Source organism: Halobacteriovorax sp. ZH5_bin.2, from assembly GCF_043196375.1.
In the GTDB taxonomy this organism is placed as follows: Bacteria; Bdellovibrionota; Bacteriovoracia; order Bacteriovoracales; family Bacteriovoracaceae; genus Halobacteriovorax_A.
The window spans coordinates 190,583-215,251 of record NZ_JBEBMJ010000006.1; the positions used below are offsets into that span (position 1 = coordinate 190,583).

The window sequence follows — 24,669 nt, forward strand, 5'->3', positions numbered from 1 at the left end:
GACTTATGCAATTGAAAGTCGATGAGACTCACCGGAGTATCTACCGCTATTTTAAAAATAAGGCCAACTCTCTTGAAGGAGAGCCCACGCCTCTACTAAAGAAATATCGGCAAGATCAACAGCGCTACGCTCGCCGCGAGTTTCAAAAGTCGAGTGTAAGTCAATTATACGAATCAATTGACTCCTCTGATATTATCTACCTTGGTGACTTTCACACTTTTGATCAGAGTACGAGAAATCTCGAGCGTATCATTCGCATTCTAGCAAAAAGTGATTATCAATTTGCTATTGGTGTGGAGTTCATTCATATCAATCATCAATTCTATATTGATTCTTACCTAAAAGGTGCAATTACTGAGCTTGAGTTCTTAGAGTCAATTAACTACAAAAACTCATGGCGTTTTCCTTGGACTTTTTACAAGATTTTCTTTGACCTTGCTAAGGATCATAATATTTCAATTCTTGCCCTTAATACCAAAGGTAACCTTGAGCAAAGAGACAAGAAGGCCGCAAAAAAAATTGCAACTTATCATAGGGAAAACCCTGAGCAGAAGCTACTCATTCTCTTTGGTGAGCTACACATCGTTCCTAACAAGCTCCCTCAAAAGGTTTTCGATTTTGCCAATAAAGGTGTCGTTCAAACGATAATTCATCAAAATACTGATGAGGTGTACTGGAAGCTAGTTGAAACTAATAAACTTAGATCAGACCAAATTGTTAAGTATAATATGCGAGAGTTCGTTCTTGTAAACTCACCTCCTTGGCTTAAGTATGAGTCTCAAATTTACTGGTATGAGCACTTGGCCGATGATCCAGAATTTGATATTCACGAGTATATTATTGAAACTGGAACACTTAAGTTCTCAGACAATATCTTTGATAACTTTGCTTACTTCTGTCACGAGATCAATAATACTCTAAATCTTGATATTCCAATTGGAGAGGTTGAAGACTTTAGGATCTTCGATCAACAAAGCCTAAAGAGAGTAAAGAATACAATTAGTAAACTTAAGTCAAAGAAGGCCATTGGCTTTTATAATAAGCTACTTGAACATGGAAAAACGTTTAAGCTTCCATGCAAGAAAGCCTACTACTGCTCAAGTTATTCCATAAATCGAATTTCTTACTTAGCAGGAATTCATATTCACCAGTCAAAGTTAAAGATTCCAGAAAAGGAAATTGTGGGCTTCTTTAACAAAAGAGATCGTACAAATTTATTTGTCTATCTCGTTCATAATTATATAAGCGCGTATTTTTGTTCTAAACTCTTTAATCCGTATCGAAAATGTAATATGTATAAAGACTTTCAATACATGGCCCGTCACAATAAACAGGTAAAGAAGACAGATAAGATGGTCTTTAAGGCATGTTTAAAGCTTTGTAATAAAAGGGTCAATGTAAATGAAGAGCTTAAGGGATTAAACCTTTACCAGCTTCACAAGGCTTCACGAAAAGTATCCCATATGCTGGCCGACATTATCTTCGACTACTACTTTGCAGCAAATAGAATTGAGTATAAAGATGTATACAGGCTTGTAGCATCAGATGATTACTCAAATGAAAACTATCAAAGCCTGTTAAATGAAATTGGAAATTTAGTAGAAATTAAAAAGCTAAAAAAACGCGAGTTCTAATTACATTAGTCTTTGCATAATTTCGCGCTTAGTACCCTTTTCAATGCGAGTAACTTTCTTAGAAGTATCTTCCTTAGCTTCCGTAAACTCCTCAGCTCCCTGCTCAACACTCTCTGCTTTAGCGGCAGAAGTAGCAGTAACAACATCTTTTGTCTTAAAGATTAACTTATACTTACGCCCAACTGGTTGTAAATCGTCGTTATAAAGATTTGCAAGCTCGAGACGTCCTGAGATATCTTTCAGAAGCTCTCTTACTATTTGTACAGATGTTTCAAGCTCAGTTGAGTTTTTACTCTCTCCATATGATGAAATACTTAGATAGTAAATTGCTCCAAGAGTCTTACCTTGAACTTCAATTGTCCTCTTATCTTCCTCTGCATTGATTGAGTTCTTAGCTGCATCTAAAAGAATATTATATTGAATCTGCTCAATTGTTTCTCTCTCACCAATGATTTCTTTTTCATTAGTATCAATTTTAAATTCGATTCCCTGCTCTTTGTACTGATCTTGTACCTTACAAGCGATGAAACGATTTACAGATGATATTTCACAACTTTGTACCATTGGTACATTTGTTTCATTATCACCACTTTCATTTGATTCACTCATAGACCAAATTTGATCTGCAACTTGCTTTGCATCTTGATCATCGTCAGAAAGAACCATCCCAAAAGTTTTATTTTCATTAGAAGAGATCGTTGCCTTTCTCTTCTCTTTTTTGAAATTTTGTTTTTGTGCTGAGTAAAGTCTTGAGCAATGCTTCATTTCATTAAGCTCTAGAGCATTAATAATAACACTTTCGATCTCATCGAAGTTCTCTTCTTGGTTAAGCATAAGTAAACTTAAGGCTTCATCCTCAAGATCTTTTCTTCTTTGCATAACAATTTTCTTAAAGATTAATTCCCATGCAAAAGTAAATAAGAAAACTCCTGCGACAAGAGCAAGTGAAATTTTAATATTTGAAAGTGAATTAGAAATTGTTTCAAAGTGATTCTCGATAAGAATTGAACCCGCATCAGCAGCATCTTCAAATTGAGAGAATTTTTCATCAACATTACTAGAGAAGTTTTTATCAGTAACAGAAAACCCCTTCCCTGTACTTCTTAAACTCTCATGAAACCAGTGAACATTAGAGCTAACTGTATTAAATTTTTTAACGATAGCTGACGAGAATTTTCCATACTCAGTCATTAGGTCTGAGACTTGTGCGAAACACTCTCCAGTTTGGGCCGTAAAGTTACTATCAAGATATGTAGAATTCATATCTCCTGCTACTGCGGCCGTGTAGGTCTGCTGAACTCGTGTGCTACAAATTTGAATTCCATTTTGAATTGTTGAAACCAGTTTATAACTACTTGATACACCACTTAACATATAAGCAATGACTAAAATTGAGACAGAAGATAGACCTAATATTCCTAATCTCACCTTTGAAAATTTGTATTGAACTGGTTTACTCATCCATAAGTCCTTAAAATTACGTAATTCATTTACTATTGCGCCAACTAGCACACTTTAATTCTACCTACTCATTGCGCTAGAATAAAGAGTAGACAAATTTTACCAGTTTAAAGGAGATTCCTTTGTCCCTAACCAAGTAAAATGGTACAATTTTTATAGGAAAATCCGGCCGGAGAAAAATGATCAACTATATAACAATCCTATTTTCCCTCGTTTTGCATGCATTAATACTAAGTCTAGTATTCGATGCCGGCGAATCTAAAAAACTGGCACAAGAAGAGCCGATAAAACTTAAGTTTAAGCAAATTGAAGTTAGAAAGATTGGACTTGATAAGGCCCAGGATAATCAAAACCTATTTGGTCAACTCGCCTACGGTAAACCATCATATAGCGAAAAAGAAATTAAGCGCGTGGATCAAGAGGTAAAAAGCCGCTCATCTGCCCTATCAAAGAAAGAAGAACAAAGAATCATCAAAGCGGCCAAGAAAGAATCTGTACAAAAAAATCAGATTCTTCAAAAAAGAATTTCTAAGGAAAGCTTTAAAGATGCAAATTGGACTAACGAGTTATCTCACGTTCAAGAGGCCACAGTTAGTTTTCTTCCTCCAAAAGGGATTAGCCCAGACAAGCTCAATGAATTTGAAAAAGTATTCTATGCTTTCTATAAGCGTGTTGCCATTCAATATATCAACTCTGTTCAAATCTCAGTAAGAAATCGAGTTAATGAAAGGCCTTATGTCCAAGAAAGCCTGCGCTCTGCTTCAGCTCAAGAACTCAGGGCCGTTGTTCGCTATGACGAAGAAGGGAATGCAGAAATTGTAAAGATTCTAAAATCGTCTGAAGACGATGATATACACAAAATTTTTGAGAAAGCTCTCGGAAATATGAATAAAATCCCTAATATTGTCAAAGATCTAAAAGACGAAGATGGTAAGTACTATGCAATCTTCACTCTCTCAGTAAATACACGCCGCTAAGATTAGCGTGGCCACAATGATCAATTGTAATTTTCGTGGAATTCCAAAAGAAATGAAAATAAAGAAGTCCTTCAAGCTCAGATTGTACTGACGCTTTCTTATAATCGGACTCCCCTTTATCTGATCCTCTTCTAACTCGGGGATTAACTCATCAAGCTCACGCAAAAGAATTTCTTCAACTTCAGTGTTGGCCTGATACGAATTAAAGTCGTTTATGAGCTCTTGCTTTTTAAGCTCATACTCCAGTATTTTCTGGCGACAATCTAGGCATTGAGAAATATGTTGTTCATTTTTTACAAAGTCACGACTTTCTAAATAGGTCATCTGCTTTGAAAAGAAACATTTTTTCAGATTATTATTAATTAATTGTTCTTCCATCAAAGCTCTCATTTAGATTAATGCTCTTATGCGGTAGTTGATCAATATAAGATAAGACTTGCTGTTGTGAAATCTTTAGGATCTCTGAGATATCATCAACGGCCTCACCTTTAAACTCAAAAAGGTAAAGACACGCCCTTTGTTCAACTGTATTCAATTTACCACTTCTATTATTTAGGATTTGCTCACTTCTTTGCTTGGCCAACGATATTAACTTTAATAAGAATTGACGCTCAAAGTATTCATTATCAATCTTATAGAGAGTCTGACTATCTTGGGCAACGAAGCCTGTTGCCACATCAATAATAAGTTGCATCGCCTGCAACTGATCTTGAATCAAGTAATTGGCAACTTGATAAAATTCATCCACTAATTTTCGAATAAGTTCTTTTTTAACTAACACAACATAATTTTAGCAAGCTTTAGAAAAAATGCTACTGAGATTTTAAACACTTAAGTGAAGATTAAAGTATATTCAATAGATTACCGATAAAATAGTGAGGAAATGTAAGAACGAGGATTACATGAGAAAATTTATATTATTGGGAACTTTAGTACTCATGACATTAACGAGCTGTACTCAGCCGACTAACTCTAGAGCTAATTTTAGTAACTCTAATGGAAATGGTTGGGATAACAATAACTCTGGAAACGGTAACGGCGGAGGCTGGGACTGGGGTGATGGCAGTGATGACAGCGATGATAATGGCAATAATGAGCAAACTGATCCAGGTGATGGTTACGGTAGCGGTAACGAAGAGGGTGATGCCGATGGTGGCCAAACTCAAAACTTCTATACCGTTGGAAGTATTATCCTGCACGGAAACTCACGTGTTTCTTCTGGCTCCAATGTAAGATGGTCCTCAACATCACTTGGAACAGGTCAAGCAATGCTCTACACAGACTCTCGTTTTAATATTCGCGTCCGTCCAAGAACTGCTCCTTCTCAAGGAACTTACGACGATTACGGCGTTAAATGTCACTATAATCCACAACAATATAAGAAACTAAGAATTAAGCTTTGTCTTAGGGCCGAAGGACAGCCTTGTAACTTAACAAGAACTGTAACTTTTGGTGATATTGCAAATGAAGAAGTTTCAAAAGTTAAGGAATTTTCTGGCTCAACACTACCGACAACTTACGGGCCAATGATTGTGGACATTCTTGATGTTCAGTGGGATTGGTCTTGCCAATACTATTTAAACCAAGGCTATAGCCAAAGTGATGCCGTAACAAATGGTTATTGTCCAATGGCATCGGTATGGCCAAATGACTGTGTCGCCTTTGATCTTCAGTTTTCAACTGACTCGACAAAGGACTTTCCAGCGTCAGCTCCAAGAATGTAATTATTTAAATAGATCGAGTGCGAGGTTTCTTTTCATAGCAGAAGAAACCTCCACCATTAAGCCTGGACACGTCACATTTACTTCAGAAATTCTTCCACCTAAAATATCAAATGCAATTAAATCAACTCCATCGGCCATAAGCTTTTCGCAAATATGCTGACATTCCGCCTTTACCTGAGCGTCTAATTCTACTGCTGAGTACTTTGCACCTTGTGCAATATTGGCAAGAAACTCTCCTTCTTTAGGAACCTTAAGAATTGTTCCCAACTCCTTAGCTTGGTAGAAAATTGTACGAATTTCACCTTCAATAACTGAGTTATCAAATTCTTGTACAACAACAGGACCTTTAAACTCATCGCATTTGGCCTTAAAATGCCCCTCAAATTCGTTTAAGCACACTTTTTGAACACCAATACCCTGATAGAGATCTAAAGGCTTTAAAATCAATTCCTGAACGCCACGGGCCTCAAGTATCGAAACAAATTTCTTTGCTCCCGACAAAGAAGTTCCCACATAACTGTCGAGACTTAACTCTCTAGTATAGGCCGCAAGCTTTTCATTGTGCTTCATAATCCCTAATGGGTTATTTAAAACTTGAACACCATACATATCAGTAAGGAAATTAAGCATCCAAAGATAGCGCTGGTAGCGCGAGTCATATGGAGGATCGATTCTCATGTGAATCGTCGTATTTGAATCAACCGAAACAACCTCTGAAGATTCATCTACTTTGAAGTCTTCAACATAGAAGTTTTCATTAATCTTTCCACTAATTCGATAGCAGTCGAACTGAATACCATTAGCATTTTGAACAAAGAAGTCCTTTTCAAAAAGAACGTAAACATCCTCACCTCTTTCTTGCATCGTTAAGGCAATTAAGATTGTAGAGTCTTTCTTTGTGACAAGTTTTTCGATTGGATCAATAAAAAATAAGTGCTTCTTGTTTTTCATAACAAGAAAGATATCACTAATTTAACGATTTGGAATTAAAAAGATAGTTCTCAAAACTTCCCTCGATATCGTCATCGAGATACTTCTCATAACGTTGCTCAATATTTGCAAAAAGAGCCTTAAGGTCTCCATTAAATTGCTTTGCGTACTGAGTGATATAAGATTGGCTTTTCTCATAAGTCATAAACGCAGCTAGAGATGCCGTGTTCCACTCCATTTTTGCGGGCCAACAATTTGTCACCTCAAGCTTAGTGCATAGACTGGTAAGCTCCTTAGGCATCGTCTTTGAAAGATATTCCTTCTTTGCATTCTCCCAATCATCTTGCTTTAGGATATCCTTAAGCTTTTGAGCGTGATCAGTGACGGCCTTTTTAAGCTTAGAGTTTAGCTCTAGATTTTTAAAGTAACCGTCCAACTCTTTATCATCTTTGTAATATTCGATGAGCATTTGTTCGCCAAAATAATTAGCAAGATTTTCATTGAGATCAACCTCACTCTTTGCAAAGAAGATAGTGTGAAATAGTTCATGAAAGACAGTTTCTGTTAAGCTATATTTTCCATATTCAAAGAAAGAAGAAAGAATGGGGTCGTCAAAGTTTCCCAACGTCGAGTACGCCAAGACATCCCTTGTATAAGTCTCATACCCTTCTCTTTCGAGCCCCTTAGCAAATTCCGTAGCAGACTCTTCTTTAAAAAAACCCAAGTAAGGAAAGCAGCCATAGAATGTGAAGCACTCTTTACGGGCCTTAATTTCATTTGGCCTTGAAGCGATAACCAGGTAAGTAACTGCACGAGACTTCAAGAGAGTCGTCTTAGAATAAATATCTGTCGATGGCCTTTGCCAATAATTATAGAAGTAAGTCTTATAAGTTTCGATTTGTTTAATTTTGGCTTTATACTCTTCACTAACTTTTGGGTCTTCTAAAACTTCATGGTTCTTTCTAGCACTCCAAAGAATATCCACTTGGCCAATACCTTGTTCTGTTAGATAGCTGATCTTGGCACATGATAGACAGCTTAATAAAAGAGAGTATTGAAAGATTCTTTTTAGAATAACCATGAGATCCCAGCGTTATAACTTAGCTGATCTCTCGCCTCTTCAAATTTGAAAGCACGAAAGACCGTTCTTACTGAGCCCTTAATTGAGAAAGTTCTTGTTAGCATCATTTTTAGAGCAAAGGCACCAAACATTGCATCATAACTCGACTTCTCTTCTCCAGACTTAATGAGATATTCGGTTGAAGTATCTAAGTCCTTAACTAAAGTTGTTGAATAAAGAGTATATTGTTGTCTACTCCAACCTAATGAGATGAGCGGTTGAAGAAATGATTTACGGCCAGAAAGCGCCTGTCTAATACCAATTCCAAAGCTTTGAGTTTTAATATTGGTATATTCGTTTTCAATTACTAGGCCTGTCGAAAGGTCAGAGTTGTCGTACTTTCCAATAATTTCATTCTCAGATTGAGAAATATTAAACTCTATCCCAGTTTTAGAAAGAAAGTAGAATGTAACTGATCCAGCATATGTTCTCTTTGTTTCATAAGACTGGCGATCAAGCCCAAAGATATTCTTATTGTAGTTAAAGTCGAGATCAAGTTCTGTAAGGGCCATTGAATTCATCGATAAAAGGCCTAAGAACATAATTTTACAAAGTAAGGGTAAGCGTAATTTCATAATATCCTCAAAGTATACTCAAGGATATTTTACAACTTACGAACTCATCAATGCCTATTTAGGCAAAGAACTCCATTTAACTTTGTCATTACAACTACTTATTTAAGCGGCGACCATGATCTTGAAGTAGTTCACCCTGGCAAGAGAGTGCAGTTGTCGAAATACACTTAACGTCAACCCAATGCCATTTAAGATTAAGGTCTTCGTTTTCTGCTGGTCCCTTAAAGTGAATTAGGCGATTACAATTTGTTCTCCCCTTCCACTTCGTTTCACCTTTCATTGTGTTCGAACCTTCGACTAGCACGCGGTATTCATTGCCAACCATCTTAGCGCGAATCTTTTCTTGAATTGCAAGTTGAAAAGCTTGTACCTCATGAAGACGTGACTTTCTAATTTCCTGAGTTAGGAAATCTTCCATTTTTGCAGCACGAGTTTTACTTCTTTGTGAGTAAACATATGAATAAATGAAATCAAATTGAGCTTTTTCAAGTAAATCAAGTGTTTCTTTGTGTTCTTCATCTGTTTCATTTACGAAGCCACAGATAATATCAGTTGAAAGAACAATATCAGGCCTGGCAGCACGAAGTTTTTCTAGAAGCCCTAGGTAATGTTCTTTAGTGTACTCACGATTCATTCTTTGAAGAACAGTATTTGAACCAGATTGGACTGGTAAGTGTAAATGTTTTGATAGTTTTTTCGCTGCTCCGTGAGCTGCAATTAAGTCATCCGACACATCATACGGATGTGAAGTTGTATATCTTAAAATTTCAAGGCCGTTAATTTGGTCAAGATCCATGATTAGATCACTTAATCGCTCTCCATTTTCTTTTCCAAAAGAGTTTACGTTTTGACCAAGTAGCATAACTTCTTGAACACCTTGGTATTCAACGAGTCTTCTTACATCCTCAACAATCTCGGCCTGTTTTCTTGAACGTTCACGGCCACGAGTGTAAGGAACGATACAGTATGTACAATATTTATCGCACCCTTTGATAATATTTACGAATGCTTGTGGTGTTCCATGATTAATTTTTGTTTCAATTGAAAAATTACTTGAGCGGTCCCAAGTATTAACAGAGAATTTATCATCCCCTGCATATGTGCGGTAAACCATATCGTTAATTGTATCAATTGTATCTGGACCGAAGGCAAAGTTAAGGTGCTTAAATTTTTTAACAAGATCCTTCCCTTCAGTTTGGGCCACACATCCACCAACACCGATAACAAGATCATCACCTTTTTGCTGTTTTAAATGCTTTAGCTCACCTAATTGTGAATAAAATTTATTATTAGCAAGTTCCCTAACGGCGCATGTATTGAAAAGAACCAGACTGGCCTCTTCCAAATCTTCAGTATGAGAAAAATTTAAATTCTTTAGGTGTGAAAGAATACGTTCAGTATCATGATAATTCATCTGACAACCGTATGTTTTCATCCAAACCTTTCTTGGTGGAAATGTCACATCACCCAATTGAACGATACGATCACCTGACTTTTCATCAATAAATGATGAAGCAACGTGATTTTGCTTACTTACACCTAGACCTGTTGGAGAAATATCTGTTGTCATGAACTTATCCTTCTAACGCCTTTCTTTCATTTCCCCTGACCAACCTACGGGCAGAATTAAGAGATGATAATCTTATAAGTAACTGAAATGACGAGAAAACCAAGGAGATAACTACAGTTTAAAAGACTGTAATGTGTTGAAATCATTGAATTATTCTTATCGTATCAGCTATAAAATCTGGCGATAATATGGTCTTTTTTTAGATGTTTTTGGGTGGAATGTAAATAGATTTGAAAATAAGAAGGCCCGCTTAAAGCGGGCCGACTCATTATTGAATTAAGAATTGTGTTTCTTACTTCTTTTTAGCAACTTTTTTTGTAGCTTTTTTTGCTGTTTTCTTAGCTGCTACTTTTTTTGTAGCTTTTTTTGCTACTTTCTTAGTTGCTTTCTTTGCAGTCGCTTTCTTAGCTACTTTTTTTGTAGCTTTCTTTGCAACTTTTTTCTTTGTAGCTTTCTTAGCTACTTTTTTTGTAGCTTTTTTAGCAACTTTTTTCTTTGTTGCTTTCTTTGCTACTTTCTTAGTTGCTTTCTTTGCTACTTTTTTCTTTGTAGCTTTCTTTGCAACTTTTTTCTTTGTTGCCTTCTTTGCTACTTTTTTCTTAGTTGCCTTCTTTGCAACTTTCTTAGTTGCTTTCTTTGCTACTTTTTTCTTTGTAGCTTTCTTTGCAACTTTCTTAGTAGCTTTTTTAGCTACTTTTTTCTTTGTAGCTTTTTTTGCAGTTTTCTTTGCTGCTTTCTTAGCTACTTTTTTTGTAGCTTTTTTAGCTACTTTTTTCTTAGTTGTCTTTTTAGTAGTTTTCTTAACTGCCATTGACATCCTCCTGGTTTTTTCAATACTTATGTTTATGGTAAACATAATTTTATTTGTGTGCAAATAAAAAATTACTTTTTGATAAGCATAAGCATCTTTTTTATTTCCCTATGTTCCTTTTTAACTTCGGATTAATTTTGAAATTACTTTACATTATTTTTAAAGAAAACCTCGAAACGAGCCGACAGCAAGGCTTTTCCAAAAAACACAAAACTTTCTAATCTTCCTGATAGACGTTAGTTTCGGACTTACTCTTATAAAAAAATTAAGCGATTTTTTTTCATTTTTTTTCAAAAGAATAAGCAAAAACTGCCCTTTCAGGGCAGTTTCAGCATTTAAAAAATGTAAGTTTGATTGTCATTTGTCTTAGAAAAGTTTTAAAAATTCAATTTTAGATCATCGTTTTCAACGACTACTTCTATTTTTCCACCGTGAGTTAAACTTCCAAATAGAACTTCAGTAGAAATTGGCTTCTTAAGCTTCTGATCGATGATTCGAGCGATTGGTCTTGCCCCCATTTTTTCATCAAATCCATTTTCGGCAAGCCAAATTTTAGCTTCTTCACTTAAAACGATCTCAATATTTTTAGCAGCTAACTTAATTTCAAGTTGTGAAACGAATTTTTCAACAATTTTAACAATGTACTCAGTAGAAAGTTTCTCAAAGTGTACAATTCCATCTAAACGGTTACGAAATTCAGGGCTAAAAAAGTTCTTAATTGTCTGATCTCTCTTACCTGTATTCTTTGAAGATGACTTTGCAAGGCCAATAGATCCGCTATCCATTTCCTTAGCTCCAGCGTTCGTCGTCATGATTATCACTGTGTTTGTGAAGTCTGTTGTTCTCCCTTGAGAGTCAGTTAGAGACCCATGATCCATCACCTGTAGAAGAATATTATAGATATCCACATGTGCTTTCTCGATTTCATCAAGTAGTAGAACAGAATGTGGGTTTTTCTTAACAGCATCTGTTAATAAACCACCTTGATCATGGCCAACATAACCAGGAGGCGAACCAATTAGCTTGCTGACTGAATGTTTTTCCATGTATTCTGACATATCAAAGCGCTCAAGGTGACAACCTAGTTGGATGGAAAGTTGTTTAGCTAACTCTGTCTTCCCTACTCCGGTTGGGCCTGCAAATAGGAAGCTAGCAATAGGTTTTCCTTCATCACCAAGACCAGATTTAGACATATAAATGGCCTGAGACACTTCATCTACTGCATGGTCTTGTCCAAAAATAAGCATTTTAAGATTCTTATTTAGATCCTTAAGCTTATCTTTTTCAGTCGTCTCAACAGTAATCTTTGGAATATTGGCCATTTTGGCCACAACATCTTCAATATCCTTCTTTGTAATCGATGATTTCTTCTTACTTTCAGGTCGAATTTGATTTAAAGCACCTGCTTCATCAATGGCATCAATTGATTTGTCTGGATTTTTACGATCCATTAGGTAGCGAGATGTTAAGGCCACGGCTTCCTTGATTATGTTGTCAGAGATCTTAACACCATGATAAGACTCAAACTTAGGTCGCAGTCCTTTTAAGATAGCAATTGTGTCCTCATTTGAAGGTTCATCCACATCAATTTTTTGAAATCTGCGGTTAAATGCCGGATCTTTTTCAATAAACTTTCTATGCTCAGCATATGTCGTTGAGCCAATGATGCGAACAACTCCACGACTTAAAGCAGGCTTTAATAAGTTAGAGGCATCCATACTTCCACCAGAAGTTGCTCCGGCACCCATTACGGTATGCATTTCATCAATAAATAGAATCGCCTTTTTCCCATCCTTATCGAGCTTTTCAAGGTCTTTAATAACACCCTTAACTCTTTGCTCGAAATCACCTCTAAACTTTGCTCCTGCAACAAGGGCGGCCATATCAAGATTGAAAATAGTTGTACCTTTTAAGATATCTGGGACTTTCTCTTCAACAATACGTTGTGCTAGACCTTCCACAATCGCAGTCTTACCAACTCCGGCTTCTCCAACAAGAAGTGGGTTATTTTTACGGCGACGACAAAGAATTTGAACAATTCGGAGGGCCTCTTCTTCTCGACCAACGAGAGGGTCAATACGATTCTCTCTAGCTAGCTCATTTAAGTTAACAGTAAACTTAGCTAAGAAAGAATCTCCTTTCTTAGAACGAGATTGAGGTTCTTCCCCCTCAACATATTCAATACGAGGAACTTCTTCTTCATCTTGATCTGGGCCAAGTCCATGGGAAATTGCCTTAACAATATCGAACCTTTCAATCCCCTGCTTTTGAAGAGAATAAAGAGCAAAGCTTTCTTTCTCTTGAAACAAAGAAACGAGTAGGTTGATTCCTAGAATCTGACTTTTTCCACTGGACTGCACATGAATCGCGGCCCTTTGAATGACTCTTTGTAGAGACATTGAGATTTCAGGTTGGTAAACAATCCCGTTTTCTCGTGCCAGCTCCCTTAACTCATCGTTAACGAATTGTTGTTTAGAAAGAGACTCAATTTGATCCTCTGATAGAATACTAAAGTTAGATTCATCGTGGATAAACTCGTTAAGCTCACTTTCAATTTCTTCAAGGTCACCACCACAATATTCGATTATCTCTCTTACATTTTCATCTGCAAGTAGAGACAAAAGGACATTTTCAAGAGTCAGATATTCGTGCTTCAAAGTATTTGCTCTTTGAATTGACTCATTAATGATGGTTTCTAATTTTTTTGACATCATTTTATAATTCTCCTGTGCCTATTCAGGCTCAACAGTACAAAGTAGTGGGTGTCCTTCTTTCTTTGCTTCAGACATAACCTTATTCATTTTTGTTTCCGCAACTTCATATGAATAGGTTCCACATACCCCTCGTCCATTATTGTGGACATCGAGCATAATCTTCATGGCCTCTTCTTGACCTCTATTAAAGATATGCATCAACACCCAAATGACAAACTCCATTGTCGTATAGTCATCATTATGTAGGATGACATGATATTTAGAAGGCTTCTTAACCCTTACTTTATCTTCTAGTGCTACATCACCATCCTCTTCAGTACTAAAGATGGTATTCATTTTTCTAATGTCAATATCGCCAACTTCAAACTTATCCAATTTACTTCCTCGACTTTCTAAATTTTTTTCTTTTTTTCCATTATCGCCCATCTGTGTTACTCTTTACAAGGTATATACGACTGAAAATCTCTAAAAAAGGTCCATAATGAACTTCTTCGAATTTTTCAAATCACTGAAGGCCGATCATCAATCAGATTCTATAAATCAGATACACGCATACTTGAATAATAAATTTCCAAATATGAACGATGAAAGAAAAGTTATCATCTCATGCATCTGTGGACTTCTTGCCCGTATCGCCTACTCGGACTTTCACGTCAGTCAAAATGAAAAATCAAAGATGAAAAAGATTATCACAGGTATGACACAATTAAATGCCGAGGAAGCCGAGTTAATAACTGAATACTCTATCGAGAAAATGAAAGAGCTTTCTGGACTTGATACCAGAAGTTACTGTAAACCACTTGTTGAGATTATGTCACAACACGAGCGCTATCAAGTCTTAAAGGCACTATTTGCAATTGCCGCTGCCGATGGTGAGGTCGACAATGTAGAGTCAAATGAGATTAGCTACATTGCCAATGCTCTTGTTCTTGAGAAGAAGTACTTCTTGAGTGCACAAGCAGATGTGAAAGAGTATTTAAAAACTTTTCAAGTCTAAAACTATTCTCTACACTCTTATAAGTAATTAAAATTTATGACAAGGAAGTTTAATGAAAGAGAGTGTTGATTCTAACAAAAATCTAGAGAACTCATTAAAGAAAGCCGCACAATTTATGAATGACGATTTTCAAGGTAATTTCAACTTTTCAAATTTACTCGAAAAAAATGAAAAAAAAGCCTCTAAAAGTCCTATTTCAAACTTACTTCAATCAACAACTCAGACAGTCGTCGCATCAGATGTTGAAACACATATAGAAAGAGAAGAGAAAAAGGATAACTTATACAAAAAGATCGAAGATCTTGAGAGAAGGTTTGAAACAAAAGAAGTAAACGAGAAATTTGAAAGGCTCGAGTCACTTCTTCAGTCAATAATCATTAATCAAAAGAATGTTCGAGAGCAAATCGAACTTAAGTCTGCACCAGAAGTTATTCCATCAAAAGAGAATAAAGAAAACAAAGAGTACAAAGACCAAAAACCTCTTTATATTGCCGCCTCAATTATTGCAGTTTCACTAATTACCAGTGCAATGATTTTCAAATCTGAGCCTAAGACTCAAATTGTAACAAAAGAAATTGTTAAGCCCGCTGTTGTAGCAATCCAAAAGTCATTCCACACTCCGGTTAAGTTCCTTAACTTAAGAGCAATCCCAAGTACAAAGGGTGAAAAGCTTGAAGTTGTTGCACCAAATACGCGTGTCGAGATCTTAAAAACAGACGGTGACTGGGTTCAAATCAAGTATAAGAATTATCTAAAAGGATCAACTCACGAAGGTTGGGTTTACGATTCTAAGAACTTAAAATCTATTTAATATCAATAACATACAATGGGAATTTCGACTCTTCGAAATTCCCAACCTTGACATCCTTAAATCTCATCCCATCTTATAGGTACACAAAAATAAATGAGGTACCATGTTTCCAATATTAGTTATGTTATTCACTGTTATTCCTGCAATAGAGATTTACCTACTCTTTTCAATTGGTGGTCAAATCGGTGGAGGAAATACTTTTCTACTAGTTCTAATTACTGGTGTAATCGGAGCGGCCCTAGCAAAATCGCAAGGAGCAGCACTACTTGCCAAGATCCAAGGAGAGCTTGCCCAAGGCCGAGTGCCTGCCAATAGTTTTATCCATGGACTTCTTGTCTTTGGTGGAGGTCTTCTCCTTTTAACTCCAGGCTTTCTTACAGATGTCCTAGGACTATCAATGGTTCTTCCACTAACTCGTCATATCTGGCTTATTTATTTGAAAAAATTCTTTATGAGCTCAATTGAAAGTGGCAATATGCAATTTTATTCATTTAAAAATGGTGGTGGATTTTCTTCTTATTCAGGAAATGCCTATAATTCTCAGGCCCGTCATGAAGGCACTCAAAATGGCCCGATCCAAGTAGATGAGAACACATTTGAAGTTGATTACGAAAAGAAGTAAGATCTCATTATGACAACAACGAACGTAACGCTAAGTGATATTCAAGATGCAAGGCTTGCTATTGAAAATCGTATTATTAAAACACCTTTAACATACTCGACAACATTGAGTGAGAAGTTTGACTGCCAAGTTTACTTGAAACTTGAAAATTTGCAGTTAACGGGAGCCTATAAAATAAGAGGGGCCCTTAATCGTCTTTCTAAATTAACAAAAGAAGAAAAAGATAAGGGTGTTATTGCATCTTCTGCAGGAAATCATGCTCAGGGCGTGGCCCTTGCAGCAAAACAACTTGGTATTCAAGCAACAATTGTTATGCCTGAATCAACTCCTCTAGCAAAAATTCAAGGCACAAAGAAATTTGGAGCGGAAGTTATCCTTCACGGAAACTTCTATGATGATGCTTACCAAAAGGCACTTGAGATTCAAAAAGAATCGGGACAAGTTTTTATTCACCCATTTAACGATAAAGATATTATTGCTGGCCAAGGAACAATTGGTTTAGAAATTATTGATGAATTACCTGATGTCGATCTTGTTGCTATTCCAATTGGAGGCGGTGGCCTCATCTCAGGTATTTCAACGGCCATCAAAGAAAGTGGAAGCAGAGCGAAGATAATTGGAGTTGAAGCAGTAGAAATGCCTGCTATGAAAACTTCTATCGAGCAAGATAGAATTGTTACAATCGATAAAAGAAAGACAATTGCTGATGGAATCGCTGTCACAACTGTTCTTGATAATACATTTAATATTGTAAAAAAATATGTGGATGACATTGTTATAGTAAAAGAAACTGAAATCTCACACGCTATTGTGACTCTTCTTGAATATGAAAAGGTGCTTTGTGAAGGTGCTGGAGCAACTTCAGTTGCGGCCCTTTTATACGATCAATTCAAAGATATAAAAGGAAAGACTGTTGTCCTAGTTGTCAGCGGTGGAAATATTGACTTAAATATCCTCGATCGCATCATTGAAAGAGGTCTCATTACTTCTGGGCGCTCTTGCTCAATTATCGTTAATGTTCCTGATACACCTGGAACAATTGCAAGAATTTCAAATATCATTGGCTCAAAACAGGCAAATATTTTAGAGATTCATCATAATAGGGCCTTCACGACAAGCGTCCTCGGTGAAACAGAAGTTGAATTCTCTCTAGAAACGAGAGGTCATCTCCACATTAAAGAGATTGTTGATGAACTCAACTCAATGGGCCTTAGTGCCAAAAGAGTCTAGGGCCTGCTAATGAGTGAATTAAACTTCTTAAAGACAACAAGAAATAATGAAGATGGCCTTGGAACGAGCACTTTTAATAGTGATAATTGTCAGTTTCAAATTCATGATACAGGTATCATTGAAGTCACGCCTAACTTAGTAACAACAGATGATATCTACATAATCTCTTGCGGTATTCATGGCAATGAAACTGCACCAATAGAGTTTACAAATGAGACGCTAGAGAAGATTTATCGTGATGAACTTATCATCAACTCTCCAATTCTCTTTATCTTTGGTAACCCAAAGGCCATGAATATTGGTAAGCGCTTTAGTGAATACAATTTAAATCGTTGCTTTAATGGAGCTTATAAAGAGTTGCCTGAAAACTATGAGGTCAAAAGAGCAAGTGTTCTTGAGAAACAATGCTATGACTTTGTTGCTAAGTACGAAGGTAAACAACTTTTCCACTTTGACCTTCATTGTGCCCTAAAGAAAAGTGAGATGGAGCGCTTTGCACTTGTACCTAAGTCAGAGGATCGAAAACAAGATCATCACTTTAACTTAGTACTAGCAAATATGGGGGTTCAAGCATCTTTGTTTTCTCATAAGGAATCAACAGTATTTAGTTCCTTTAGTTTTGAAAAGCTAAATGCCTATAGCGCCACCGTTGAATTAGGAAAGGTCTATCCTTTTGGAAAGAACCCCGAAGGAAAATTCAAAGCAGCGCAAGAGACAATAGAATCCCTTTTAAGCTCTAAAGAGCTAAAAGATAAAGCTCTTCCAAAAGCATTTACAATCTATGCTTCAATCAATAAAGAATATGATGACTTTAGTTTTACTTTTGAGGAGGAAGAAAGCGCAAACTTTACTCTCTTTAAAAAAGGTGATCATATTTTTACCCAAAATAACGAAAAGTACCTCGCTCCGGAAGATAACTTACGTATGATTTTTCCAAACTCTAAAGTTATTTTAGGGCAAAGAGCACTACTACTTATTAAAGAATTAGAATAACAAATCAGGAGAGAAAATGAGTGATTTTTTAATCGTTACTTCAAGTGACGGAATGAATCTAAAAATGGCAGACAAGATTCTTGAATTAGCACAGGAAACAGGAAGATCTTTTGAAATCGTAAAGATTAGTGATTACAAACTTCCACTATATACAGCTGAAGAAGAAAAGAATGGAATTCCAGAAGATGGTGTAAAACTAACTGAAAAGTTTATTGCAGCAAAAGGTTTTGTTTTCTTAACTCCAGAATACAATGGATCTGTTACACCTTCATTTATTAATGCCATAGCATGGGTATCTCGTTCAGGGGGAGAATCATGGCGTGAAGCATTTGTTGATAAGCCAGCTGTTCTTGGAACACACTCTGGTGGAGGCGGTCAATACGTAATCCAAGCAATGCAAAATCAACTTTCTTTCATTGGACTTCATATTGTTGGCCGTAAACTTCTAACGAATTACAGCAAGCAATTAAATGAAGAAGGTGCGAAGGGTGCGCTAGCAAGCTTAGTAAAACTTGCCTAAATTTCACATAAAGAAAAAGCTCCGAAAGGAGCTTTTTTATTTCTTACATGATTTTAGTAAAATTAATTTCTTTGGTGGTTCAATAACAGAGGCGCAACCATCCCCTTGCTGTGCCCTTTCAGACACATTGATATAAAAGCGAAAGCTGTCTTTTACGACGCTCTTTTTTCCCTTTAAGTCTTCTACATTTACTGTGTACTTCGCCTCATAAGAATGTACATCTTTATCAATAAGTTTTACCTCAGAGATTTTAATTGCCTTTTCTGAAGCTGCAATATATTGCAACGACTTTGGTGCATCATAATCAGGATCTTTATTGAATCGATAATACTTTTGATATTTCTCTTTTAAGCATTCATCCTTTGTACCACTAATAAGTCTAATGCCACTCATTTCAATTTCGGCCAATTGAGCAGCTACTTTTTTAACATCCTTATTAAAAGGACAAATCTCTTTAGCATAGCTATATTGAGAAAATATAATAGTAGCAATTAATAATTTATACATTCCTTGCTCCTTTTATTTCTTCTTGAAGACATTGATTGATACAACTTTCGCCCTTAAGCTTTGCTGGTTCATCATACCAGCACGCAGAATTTGCAGAATCATGTCTTAGAATACTAAATCGTCCCGACATCATTTCACTTGAATGCTCTTGCTTAGCAATAATCGCTTTACATGAAGCAACTGCTTTTGTTCTTAAAGTAGAAAACATCGTTGAACGATGCTTTGCGTGAGTTTTTGCATCAACTCTGGCCGGCCCATAATTCTTAAGAGCACCACTATGGATATAAGTAAAATTAAAATCACTAATTGTAATATCATCACAACGGCCAAGTTCAGAAAATTTTCGAATCGCCAAAGGATCTTCACCAATAGTATCAACCATCACAACATGGCTTCCTTTTACGTTAATGATATCACCCGAATGAAGAGAATAAGGTAAATCGAATTTCACCGGCTTAATACATGAGTTCTTACTTTTTACAGTATCGTGAAGAGAAGTCGTCGTTAGTGAACGATAGTCTCGATCATTAGTTGTAAACTTTAGTCCTTCTGCTGCATAAGCGGCCGAAATGAATTCAGAACAATCGATACCAGATGCTTTCGCACCATCTTTTGAAACACCTTGCCCACGAGTAAACAGATTAATCTCCTTACTGCGAAGCCCTTTACGTGAGCCATAACCATAAACAGGTGGAACCTTCGTTGCATCCATACATCCCTCACCAGGATAACCAGGGTCTTGATCTAGCTTTCGTAAAATCTCATGAGATCTCACCATTGCAGCACGATCATGGACAACTCTTTGTTTAAAGTCTGTTCCATTACTGAATGTTGCTTCTTGAGTTGAAACTCCACTTAAGCTTGGAGTATCTGAGTCAATGATTGTATTAATTGGCCGACACGATTGATAAATCGTGGCCAAAACCTTACGGGCACCGAAAGAGCCAGAACCAACATTCTTAACAAATGACCATTCACGTTCTTGATCGGTCATCGAACACTGAGTACCAAGAGCACCCACAGTACCATTTATATAATCTGTTATATCATAAGAAGTTGGAAAATTAGAATAGTTGTCAGTTAGATCACGCAAGTCTTCATTAACGCCTTGGCCCTCTTCTTCACGCACAACATCATCAACGACATCGAGAATATCACTTTCACGTGAAACCCTCTTGGCCATACTTTGGGCCTTTCCGCTTAAAAAATCACCACTAGTTAGCTGACAAGACGTATTTAGTGCGGCCAAAAATATAAAAGTTAAAATTGTATTTTTCTTCATAAGTCTCTCATCTTAAGGACTTATCGGTTTAGGCGATATATAACTTTAGATGTGATTATGGATACTTATAACTCAACGTAAATAATTTACATGGGATGTAAGAATTTGTAATTTTTTATTAAGGCCCTTTTCTGTACTTTTCAATGCCTCATTGTTTTAATGCGCCACTCACAAAATAAGGATAAATAAATGAACTTTTCTCTTGCCCTGCTAGCGGCTGTTTTTACTGTTAACCTTTCATCGATGGCCATTGATAAAGTTGTTTATGGTGAAGATAATCGCCTGGACCAATTCGAAGTTACTGATCAAAATAAACTAGACGCCCAAAGGTCTACTTTAGCAATGATCCCAAAATCAAAACTTAAAAAGAATACTAAGGACACTTACCTTGCTGCTGATTCAAAAATTGAATTATGTGATGGTGAGAGATTCAATAAGCAAGTTGATGTTGCCGACTGTTCAGGTTTTCTAGTTGAAAAAGATAATAGACAATATGTTATAACTGCTGGTCACTGTATGACTTCAAAGTCAGACTGTTACGATAACTACTGGGTATTTGACTATGCTAAGAAGTCACCAAAAGATGATGCAAGAACAATTCACGATAAGAATGTTTATAGCTGTCGTCGAATTGTTGCTCAACGTCTAGAGCGTGTAAAACCAGACGGAGAAGACTTTGCAATCATCGAATTAAATCGAGAAGTAACTGATCGCAAGCCACTTGAATATCGTAAAGAAGGTGATGTTCATGGTGGAGATATTAAAAAAGGTGAAAAAATCTTTGTTATCGGACACCCATCAGGGCTTCCATCAAAAGTAGCAACAGATGCATATGTTCGCAAAAAAGACTGGAATAGCTTTTCAACAAATCTAGACACTTTCTCTGGAAACTCTGGTTCAGCTGTTTTCAACGAAGAAACAGGACTAGTTGAAGGTATCCTTGTTCGTGGTGACCAAGACTACAGATACAATCCAAGAAAAGATTGCTACGAAGCGAATCACTGTAACATGAATGGTTGCGGTGGCGAAGACGTATTTAGAATTACAAGAATTCTATTCCTTAAAGACTAAAAATCTAAAAACTAAACTTACCATCCAAGCAAGAGTTCACACGTTCTTTTGCTTGGTTAAGATCTTCATTAAAGACTGCACCAACTTCCACAGATAGATTTTCTAAAAGCATTTCTAAGTACTTTGACTCGGCCGAACCTTTGTCCGTAATTTGAAGTAACTGCTGAATGTTATCAACGAAAGTATCAATATCTTGTTTTTGAATATTTGATTTAAAGAAATTGATACGATCTTTTTTAGAATCGAATTTTCTGATTTCACTATTTTGCGAAAGTTTATCAAGAGTTTCTTCTAATTCAGTAGGACTACTTAAAGGTCTAAATGCATCTTCCTTTACTGTTGGAATCATTGTTGTTGAACGTCCTTGGGAAGATTCAATAATGTAGAACTCCGCTCCACTCATATCTTTGATTTCAGTAATTACGCCAACTCCAAAGTTAATCGATACTACCTCTTGTCCTATTTCTAATTTTGGCATAAATCCCCTTTCGTTAGATAAGTATTATATCACAAATGAATTAGAATTTCTCGAAGGCAATCTATTCGTTAATAGGTAGCGTCAATTGACGCTCAATCCTTTTTACTTCATCCCAAAAGTGATATATGTCTTCTAATATACTTTATTTTAAGGGGATTTAAGAATGAGCACGGATAGTTTTAAAGAAGCTATATTAGAGGGTATTCCTAAGATTTTACCAAATTATAAGAAATATGAAGAGGATATTAACCACGCTCCAAAACGTAAACAAATTCTATCTCAAGAAGAAGAAAAGTTAGCGCTAAGAAATGCACTTCGCTACTTCCCAAGCGATCTTCATGCTGAACTACTTCCAGAATTTAAAGAGGAATTAGAGAAGTACGGACGCATCTATATGTACCGCTACCGCCCAGATTACAAAATTCATGCACGCTCAATTGATGAGTATCCACATAAGTCTAAGCAAGCCGCTGCAATCATGTTAATGCTTTCAAACAACCTAGACTACGCTGTTGCCCAACACCCACATGAGCTCATCACTTATGGTGGAAATGGTGCCGTTTTTCAAAACTGGGCACAGTATCTTTTAACAATGCAATACCTTGCGACGATGACAGATGAGCAAACACTAGTTCTCTACTCTGGTCACCCTGCTGGTTTATTTCCGTCACATAAAGATGCACCAAGAGTTGTTGTGACAAATGGAATGATGATTCCAAATTATTCAAAGCCTGATGATTGGGAAAAATTCAACGCTCTTGGTGTCACTCAATACGGACAAATGACAGCTGGTTCATTTATGTATATTGGGCCTCAAGGAATTGTTCACGGAACAACAATTACAGTTCTAAATGCTCTAAGAAAAATTTCTAAAGAAGCGGTTACAGAGACTGCTGGAAAAGTTTTTGTTACTGCAGGGCTAGGTGGAATGTCGGGAGCACAACCAAAAGCTGCGGTAATAGCAGGTTGTATTGGAGTTGTTGCGGAAGTAAATCCAAAAGCAGTTAAGACAAGACATGAACAAGGTTGGGTTGATGAAGTATTCACTGACCTTGACGAACTAATGGCAAGAATTAAGAAGGCCCAAGTTAATAAAGAAGCTGTTTCACTTGCCTACCAAGGAAATATTATTAATCTTTGGGAGAAGATCGCTGAAAGCGATATTTATATTGATATTGGTTCAGACCAGACATCTCTTCACAACCCATGGGCCGGAGGCTACTACCCTGCTGATCTAACATTTGAAGAATCAAATGAAATGATGGCAAATAATCCAGAACAATTCAAAGTTGAAGTTCAAAAGAGCTTAGTAAGACATGTTAATGCTGTTAATAAGCTTGCCGACAAAGGGATGTATTTCTTCGATTATGGAAATGCATTCTTATTAGAAGCATCACGCGCTGGTGCCGACATCATGAAGGAAGGATCGACTGAAGATTTCAAGTATCCTTCATACGTTCAAGATATCATGGGTCCAATGTGTTTTGATTATGGTTTTGGACCTTTTAGATGGGTTTGTACTTCAAGTACACAAGAAGATCTTGATCTAACAGATAAACTAGCAACTGAAGTTCTAGAGAAACTAATGCAAGAGTCTCCAAGTGAGATTACTCAGCAAATGCAAGACAATATCACTTGGATCAAAGGTGCAAAAGAAAATGATCTTGTTGTTGGATCTAAAGCTCGTATTTTATATGCTGACAGTGATGGGCGTATTCAGATTGCACTTGCTTTTAACAAAGCACTTCGCGATGGGAAACTAAAAGCGCCAGTTGTTCTAGGACGCGACCATCATGATGTGTCAGGAACAGACTCTCCATTCAGAGAGACTTCAAATATTTATGACGGATCTCGCTTTACAGCAGATATGGCCGTGCAAAACTTTGTCGGTGACTCATTTAGAGGTGCTACTTGGATTTCACTTCATAACGGCGGTGGTGTCGGATGGGGTGAAGTTATGAACGGTGGTTTCGGAATGGTTCTCGATGGAAGTGAAGACTGTGATCGTCGTATCAAGTCGATGCTTTTTTGGGATGTAAATAACGGAATTAATCGTCGAAGTTGGGCACGTAATGAAGGTGCCACATTTGCAATTAAGAGAGCGATGGAAAAAGAGCCTCTTTTAAAAGTAACGCTTCCAAATTTAGTTGATGATAAATTGCTTTAAAAAAAGAAAAGCTCCCACTATGGGAGCTTACTCTTATGCCGCAGTTTTGTAGTTTAAACTAAAGGGGTAGTAAATTTCCTGGGCATCTTTATTAATAATATCCTCGACCAGTGATATAAATTCAAATTCGTCTAGGCCATTTAATGAAGCTGCTGTCCAAATTGGCGTTAGTTTTTCAGAAAAAAGGTCTGCATTAAAATCTCCATCTGTTGTTGTTTCTAAGTAAATTCCTTGCACCTCATTTCTTGTTTCATTTAAAAAAGTTTGTTTGAAATTATCTTTTTGCATTCGAACGTCCCCCGAAAAATAAGTACGTGTACTCTATTTCTACTTATTCATTTTGCAGCAATTTTTAATTTCTAAGAATTAATTCATGCAATTCAATAAATTCAATGACTTATTTTTATCCATCTGAATAAAATTGAATGATGATATGGTGATTTTTTGTCAGTTTTCCTTGGCAATAAATAAAAAC

25 protein-coding genes are annotated in these 24,669 nt (G+C 36.5%); 11 read left to right on the plus strand and 14 right to left on the minus strand.

Features of this window, described 5'->3' with window-relative positions:
• The first annotated feature begins 5 nt into the window (after positions 1-5).
• Complete coding sequence (locus ABMA76_RS14880; RefSeq protein WP_392911321.1) at positions 6-1,634, plus strand: ChaN family lipoprotein; 1,629 nt, start codon at positions 6-8, stop codon at positions 1,632-1,634.
• On the opposite strand, the gene ABMA76_RS14885 is transcribed toward ABMA76_RS14880, so the two are convergent.
• Complete coding sequence (locus ABMA76_RS14885; protein ID WP_392911319.1) at positions 1,635-3,095, minus strand: hypothetical protein; 1,461 nt, start codon at positions 3,093-3,095, stop codon at positions 1,635-1,637.
• A gap of 179 nt (positions 3,096-3,274) precedes the next feature.
• On the opposite strand from ABMA76_RS14885, the gene ABMA76_RS14890 reads away from it, so the two are divergent.
• Positions 3,275-4,072, plus strand: a complete 798-nt coding sequence (locus ABMA76_RS14890) for a hypothetical protein (RefSeq protein ID WP_393062036.1) — start codon at positions 3,275-3,277, stop codon at positions 4,070-4,072.
• Here ABMA76_RS14890 and ABMA76_RS14895 read toward each other — a convergent pair.
• Both ABMA76_RS14895 and ABMA76_RS14900 read right to left on the minus strand, forming a co-directional pair.
• A complete protein-coding gene (locus tag ABMA76_RS14895; RefSeq protein ID WP_392911315.1) occupies positions 4,052-4,450 on the minus strand; it encodes a hypothetical protein in 399 nt (132 codons plus the stop codon). The two genes, ABMA76_RS14890 and ABMA76_RS14895, sit on opposite strands and share 21 nt — an antisense overlap.
• On the minus strand, positions 4,431-4,853 hold the full coding sequence (locus ABMA76_RS14900; RefSeq protein ID WP_392911313.1) for a hypothetical protein: 423 nt from the start codon (positions 4,851-4,853) through the stop codon (positions 4,431-4,433). The genes ABMA76_RS14895 and ABMA76_RS14900 overlap by 20 nt, the downstream gene beginning before the upstream one ends.
• Before the next feature lie 121 nt (positions 4,854-4,974).
• Here ABMA76_RS14900 and ABMA76_RS14905 point away from each other — a divergent pair, with 121 nt between their 5' ends.
• Entirely contained in the window at positions 4,975-5,796 is an 822-nt protein-coding gene (locus ABMA76_RS14905; protein ID WP_392911311.1) for a hypothetical protein, read from the plus strand.
• Here the strand turns inward: ABMA76_RS14905 and ABMA76_RS14910 are convergent, their stop codons facing one another.
• The 7 genes from ABMA76_RS14910 to clpS all read right to left on the minus strand — a co-directional run bounded on the left by ABMA76_RS14910 (position 5,797) and on the right by clpS (position 13,891).
• The gene (locus tag ABMA76_RS14910) at positions 5,797-6,747 is read right to left on the minus strand and encodes a hypothetical protein (RefSeq protein WP_392911309.1); all 951 of its coding nucleotides are present in this window, start codon (positions 6,745-6,747) and stop codon (positions 5,797-5,799) included.
• Positions 6,748-6,763: 16 nt separating this feature from the next.
• Positions 6,764-7,807 carry an aminopeptidase gene (locus tag ABMA76_RS14915; protein WP_393062038.1) on the minus strand — a complete coding sequence of 348 codons (1,044 nt, stop codon included), beginning with the start codon at positions 7,805-7,807 and terminating at the stop codon, positions 6,764-6,766.
• Positions 7,795-8,421: a hypothetical protein gene (locus tag ABMA76_RS14920; RefSeq protein ID WP_393062040.1), complete on the minus strand. Its 627-nt coding sequence runs from the start codon at positions 8,419-8,421 to the stop codon at positions 7,795-7,797. Before ABMA76_RS14920 ends, ABMA76_RS14915 begins: the two co-directional genes overlap by 13 nt.
• Before the next feature lie 94 nt (positions 8,422-8,515).
• Positions 8,516-9,991, minus strand: coding sequence for a tRNA (N6-isopentenyl adenosine(37)-C2)-methylthiotransferase MiaB (gene miaB / locus ABMA76_RS14925; RefSeq protein ID WP_392911302.1), 1,476 nt, complete (start codon positions 9,989-9,991; stop codon positions 8,516-8,518).
• Between the two features lie 292 nt (positions 9,992-10,283).
• Complete coding sequence (locus ABMA76_RS14930) at positions 10,284-10,802, minus strand: hypothetical protein (RefSeq protein WP_021266390.1); 519 nt, start codon at positions 10,800-10,802, stop codon at positions 10,284-10,286.
• A 377-nt stretch (positions 10,803-11,179) separates the two neighbouring features.
• Complete coding sequence (gene clpA, locus ABMA76_RS14935) at positions 11,180-13,516, minus strand: ATP-dependent Clp protease ATP-binding subunit ClpA (RefSeq protein ID WP_393062042.1); 2,337 nt, start codon at positions 13,514-13,516, stop codon at positions 11,180-11,182.
• 18 nt (positions 13,517-13,534) lie between these two features.
• A complete protein-coding gene (gene clpS, locus ABMA76_RS14940; RefSeq protein ID WP_392857024.1) occupies positions 13,535-13,891 on the minus strand; it encodes an ATP-dependent Clp protease adapter ClpS in 357 nt (118 codons plus the stop codon).
• Positions 13,892-14,093: 202 nt separating this feature from the next.
• Here clpS and ABMA76_RS14945 point away from each other — a divergent pair, with 202 nt between their 5' ends.
• From ABMA76_RS14945 to ABMA76_RS14970, 6 genes are all read left to right on the plus strand, one after another.
• Positions 14,094-14,513 (plus strand): TerB family tellurite resistance protein, encoded by a 420-nt coding sequence (locus ABMA76_RS14945; RefSeq protein WP_392911298.1) that lies wholly within the window; start codon positions 14,094-14,096, stop codon positions 14,511-14,513.
• Positions 14,514-14,565: 52 nt separating this feature from the next.
• Positions 14,566-15,324 carry an SH3 domain-containing protein gene (locus tag ABMA76_RS14950; protein WP_392911296.1) on the plus strand — a complete coding sequence of 253 codons (759 nt, stop codon included), beginning with the start codon at positions 14,566-14,568 and terminating at the stop codon, positions 15,322-15,324.
• A 103-nt stretch (positions 15,325-15,427) separates the two neighbouring features.
• Positions 15,428-15,946 (plus strand): FxsA family protein, encoded by a 519-nt coding sequence (locus tag ABMA76_RS14955; protein WP_392911294.1) that lies wholly within the window; start codon positions 15,428-15,430, stop codon positions 15,944-15,946.
• Positions 15,947-15,955: 9 nt separating this feature from the next.
• Positions 15,956-17,176 (plus strand): threonine ammonia-lyase, encoded by a 1,221-nt coding sequence (gene ilvA, locus ABMA76_RS14960; RefSeq protein ID WP_393062044.1) that lies wholly within the window; start codon positions 15,956-15,958, stop codon positions 17,174-17,176.
• A 9-nt stretch (positions 17,177-17,185) separates the two neighbouring features.
• On the plus strand, positions 17,186-18,169 hold the full coding sequence (locus ABMA76_RS14965) for a succinylglutamate desuccinylase (RefSeq protein WP_392911289.1): 984 nt from the start codon (positions 17,186-17,188) through the stop codon (positions 18,167-18,169).
• Positions 18,170-18,185: 16 nt separating this feature from the next.
• Complete coding sequence (locus tag ABMA76_RS14970; protein WP_392911287.1) at positions 18,186-18,689, plus strand: NADPH-dependent FMN reductase; 504 nt, start codon at positions 18,186-18,188, stop codon at positions 18,687-18,689.
• 36 nt (positions 18,690-18,725) lie between these two features.
• Here ABMA76_RS14970 and ABMA76_RS14975 read toward each other — a convergent pair whose 3' ends face one another.
• Both ABMA76_RS14975 and ABMA76_RS14980 read right to left on the minus strand, forming a co-directional pair.
• On the minus strand, positions 18,726-19,196 hold the full coding sequence (locus tag ABMA76_RS14975; protein WP_392911285.1) for a hypothetical protein: 471 nt from the start codon (positions 19,194-19,196) through the stop codon (positions 18,726-18,728).
• Entirely contained in the window at positions 19,189-20,478 is a 1,290-nt protein-coding gene (locus tag ABMA76_RS14980) for a hypothetical protein (RefSeq protein ID WP_392911283.1), read from the minus strand. The genes ABMA76_RS14975 and ABMA76_RS14980 overlap by 8 nt, the downstream gene beginning before the upstream one ends.
• Before the next feature lie 189 nt (positions 20,479-20,667).
• Between ABMA76_RS14980 and ABMA76_RS14985 the strand changes: the two genes are divergently transcribed.
• Complete coding sequence (locus tag ABMA76_RS14985) at positions 20,668-21,549, plus strand: trypsin-like serine peptidase (RefSeq protein WP_393062046.1); 882 nt, start codon at positions 20,668-20,670, stop codon at positions 21,547-21,549.
• 4 nt (positions 21,550-21,553) lie between these two features.
• Here the strand turns inward: ABMA76_RS14985 and ABMA76_RS14990 are convergent, their stop codons facing one another.
• A complete protein-coding gene (locus ABMA76_RS14990) occupies positions 21,554-22,027 on the minus strand; it encodes a CarD family transcriptional regulator (RefSeq protein ID WP_392911279.1) in 474 nt (157 codons plus the stop codon).
• A 163-nt stretch (positions 22,028-22,190) separates the two neighbouring features.
• Between ABMA76_RS14990 and ABMA76_RS14995 the strand changes: the two genes are divergently transcribed.
• Positions 22,191-24,194: a urocanate hydratase gene (locus ABMA76_RS14995; RefSeq protein ID WP_392911277.1), complete on the plus strand. Its 2,004-nt coding sequence runs from the start codon at positions 22,191-22,193 to the stop codon at positions 24,192-24,194.
• Between the two features lie 33 nt (positions 24,195-24,227).
• On the opposite strand, the gene ABMA76_RS15000 is transcribed toward ABMA76_RS14995, so the two are convergent.
• Positions 24,228-24,482: a hypothetical protein gene (locus ABMA76_RS15000; protein ID WP_392911275.1), complete on the minus strand. Its 255-nt coding sequence runs from the start codon at positions 24,480-24,482 to the stop codon at positions 24,228-24,230.
• Between the last annotated feature and the right edge of the window lie 187 nt (positions 24,483-24,669).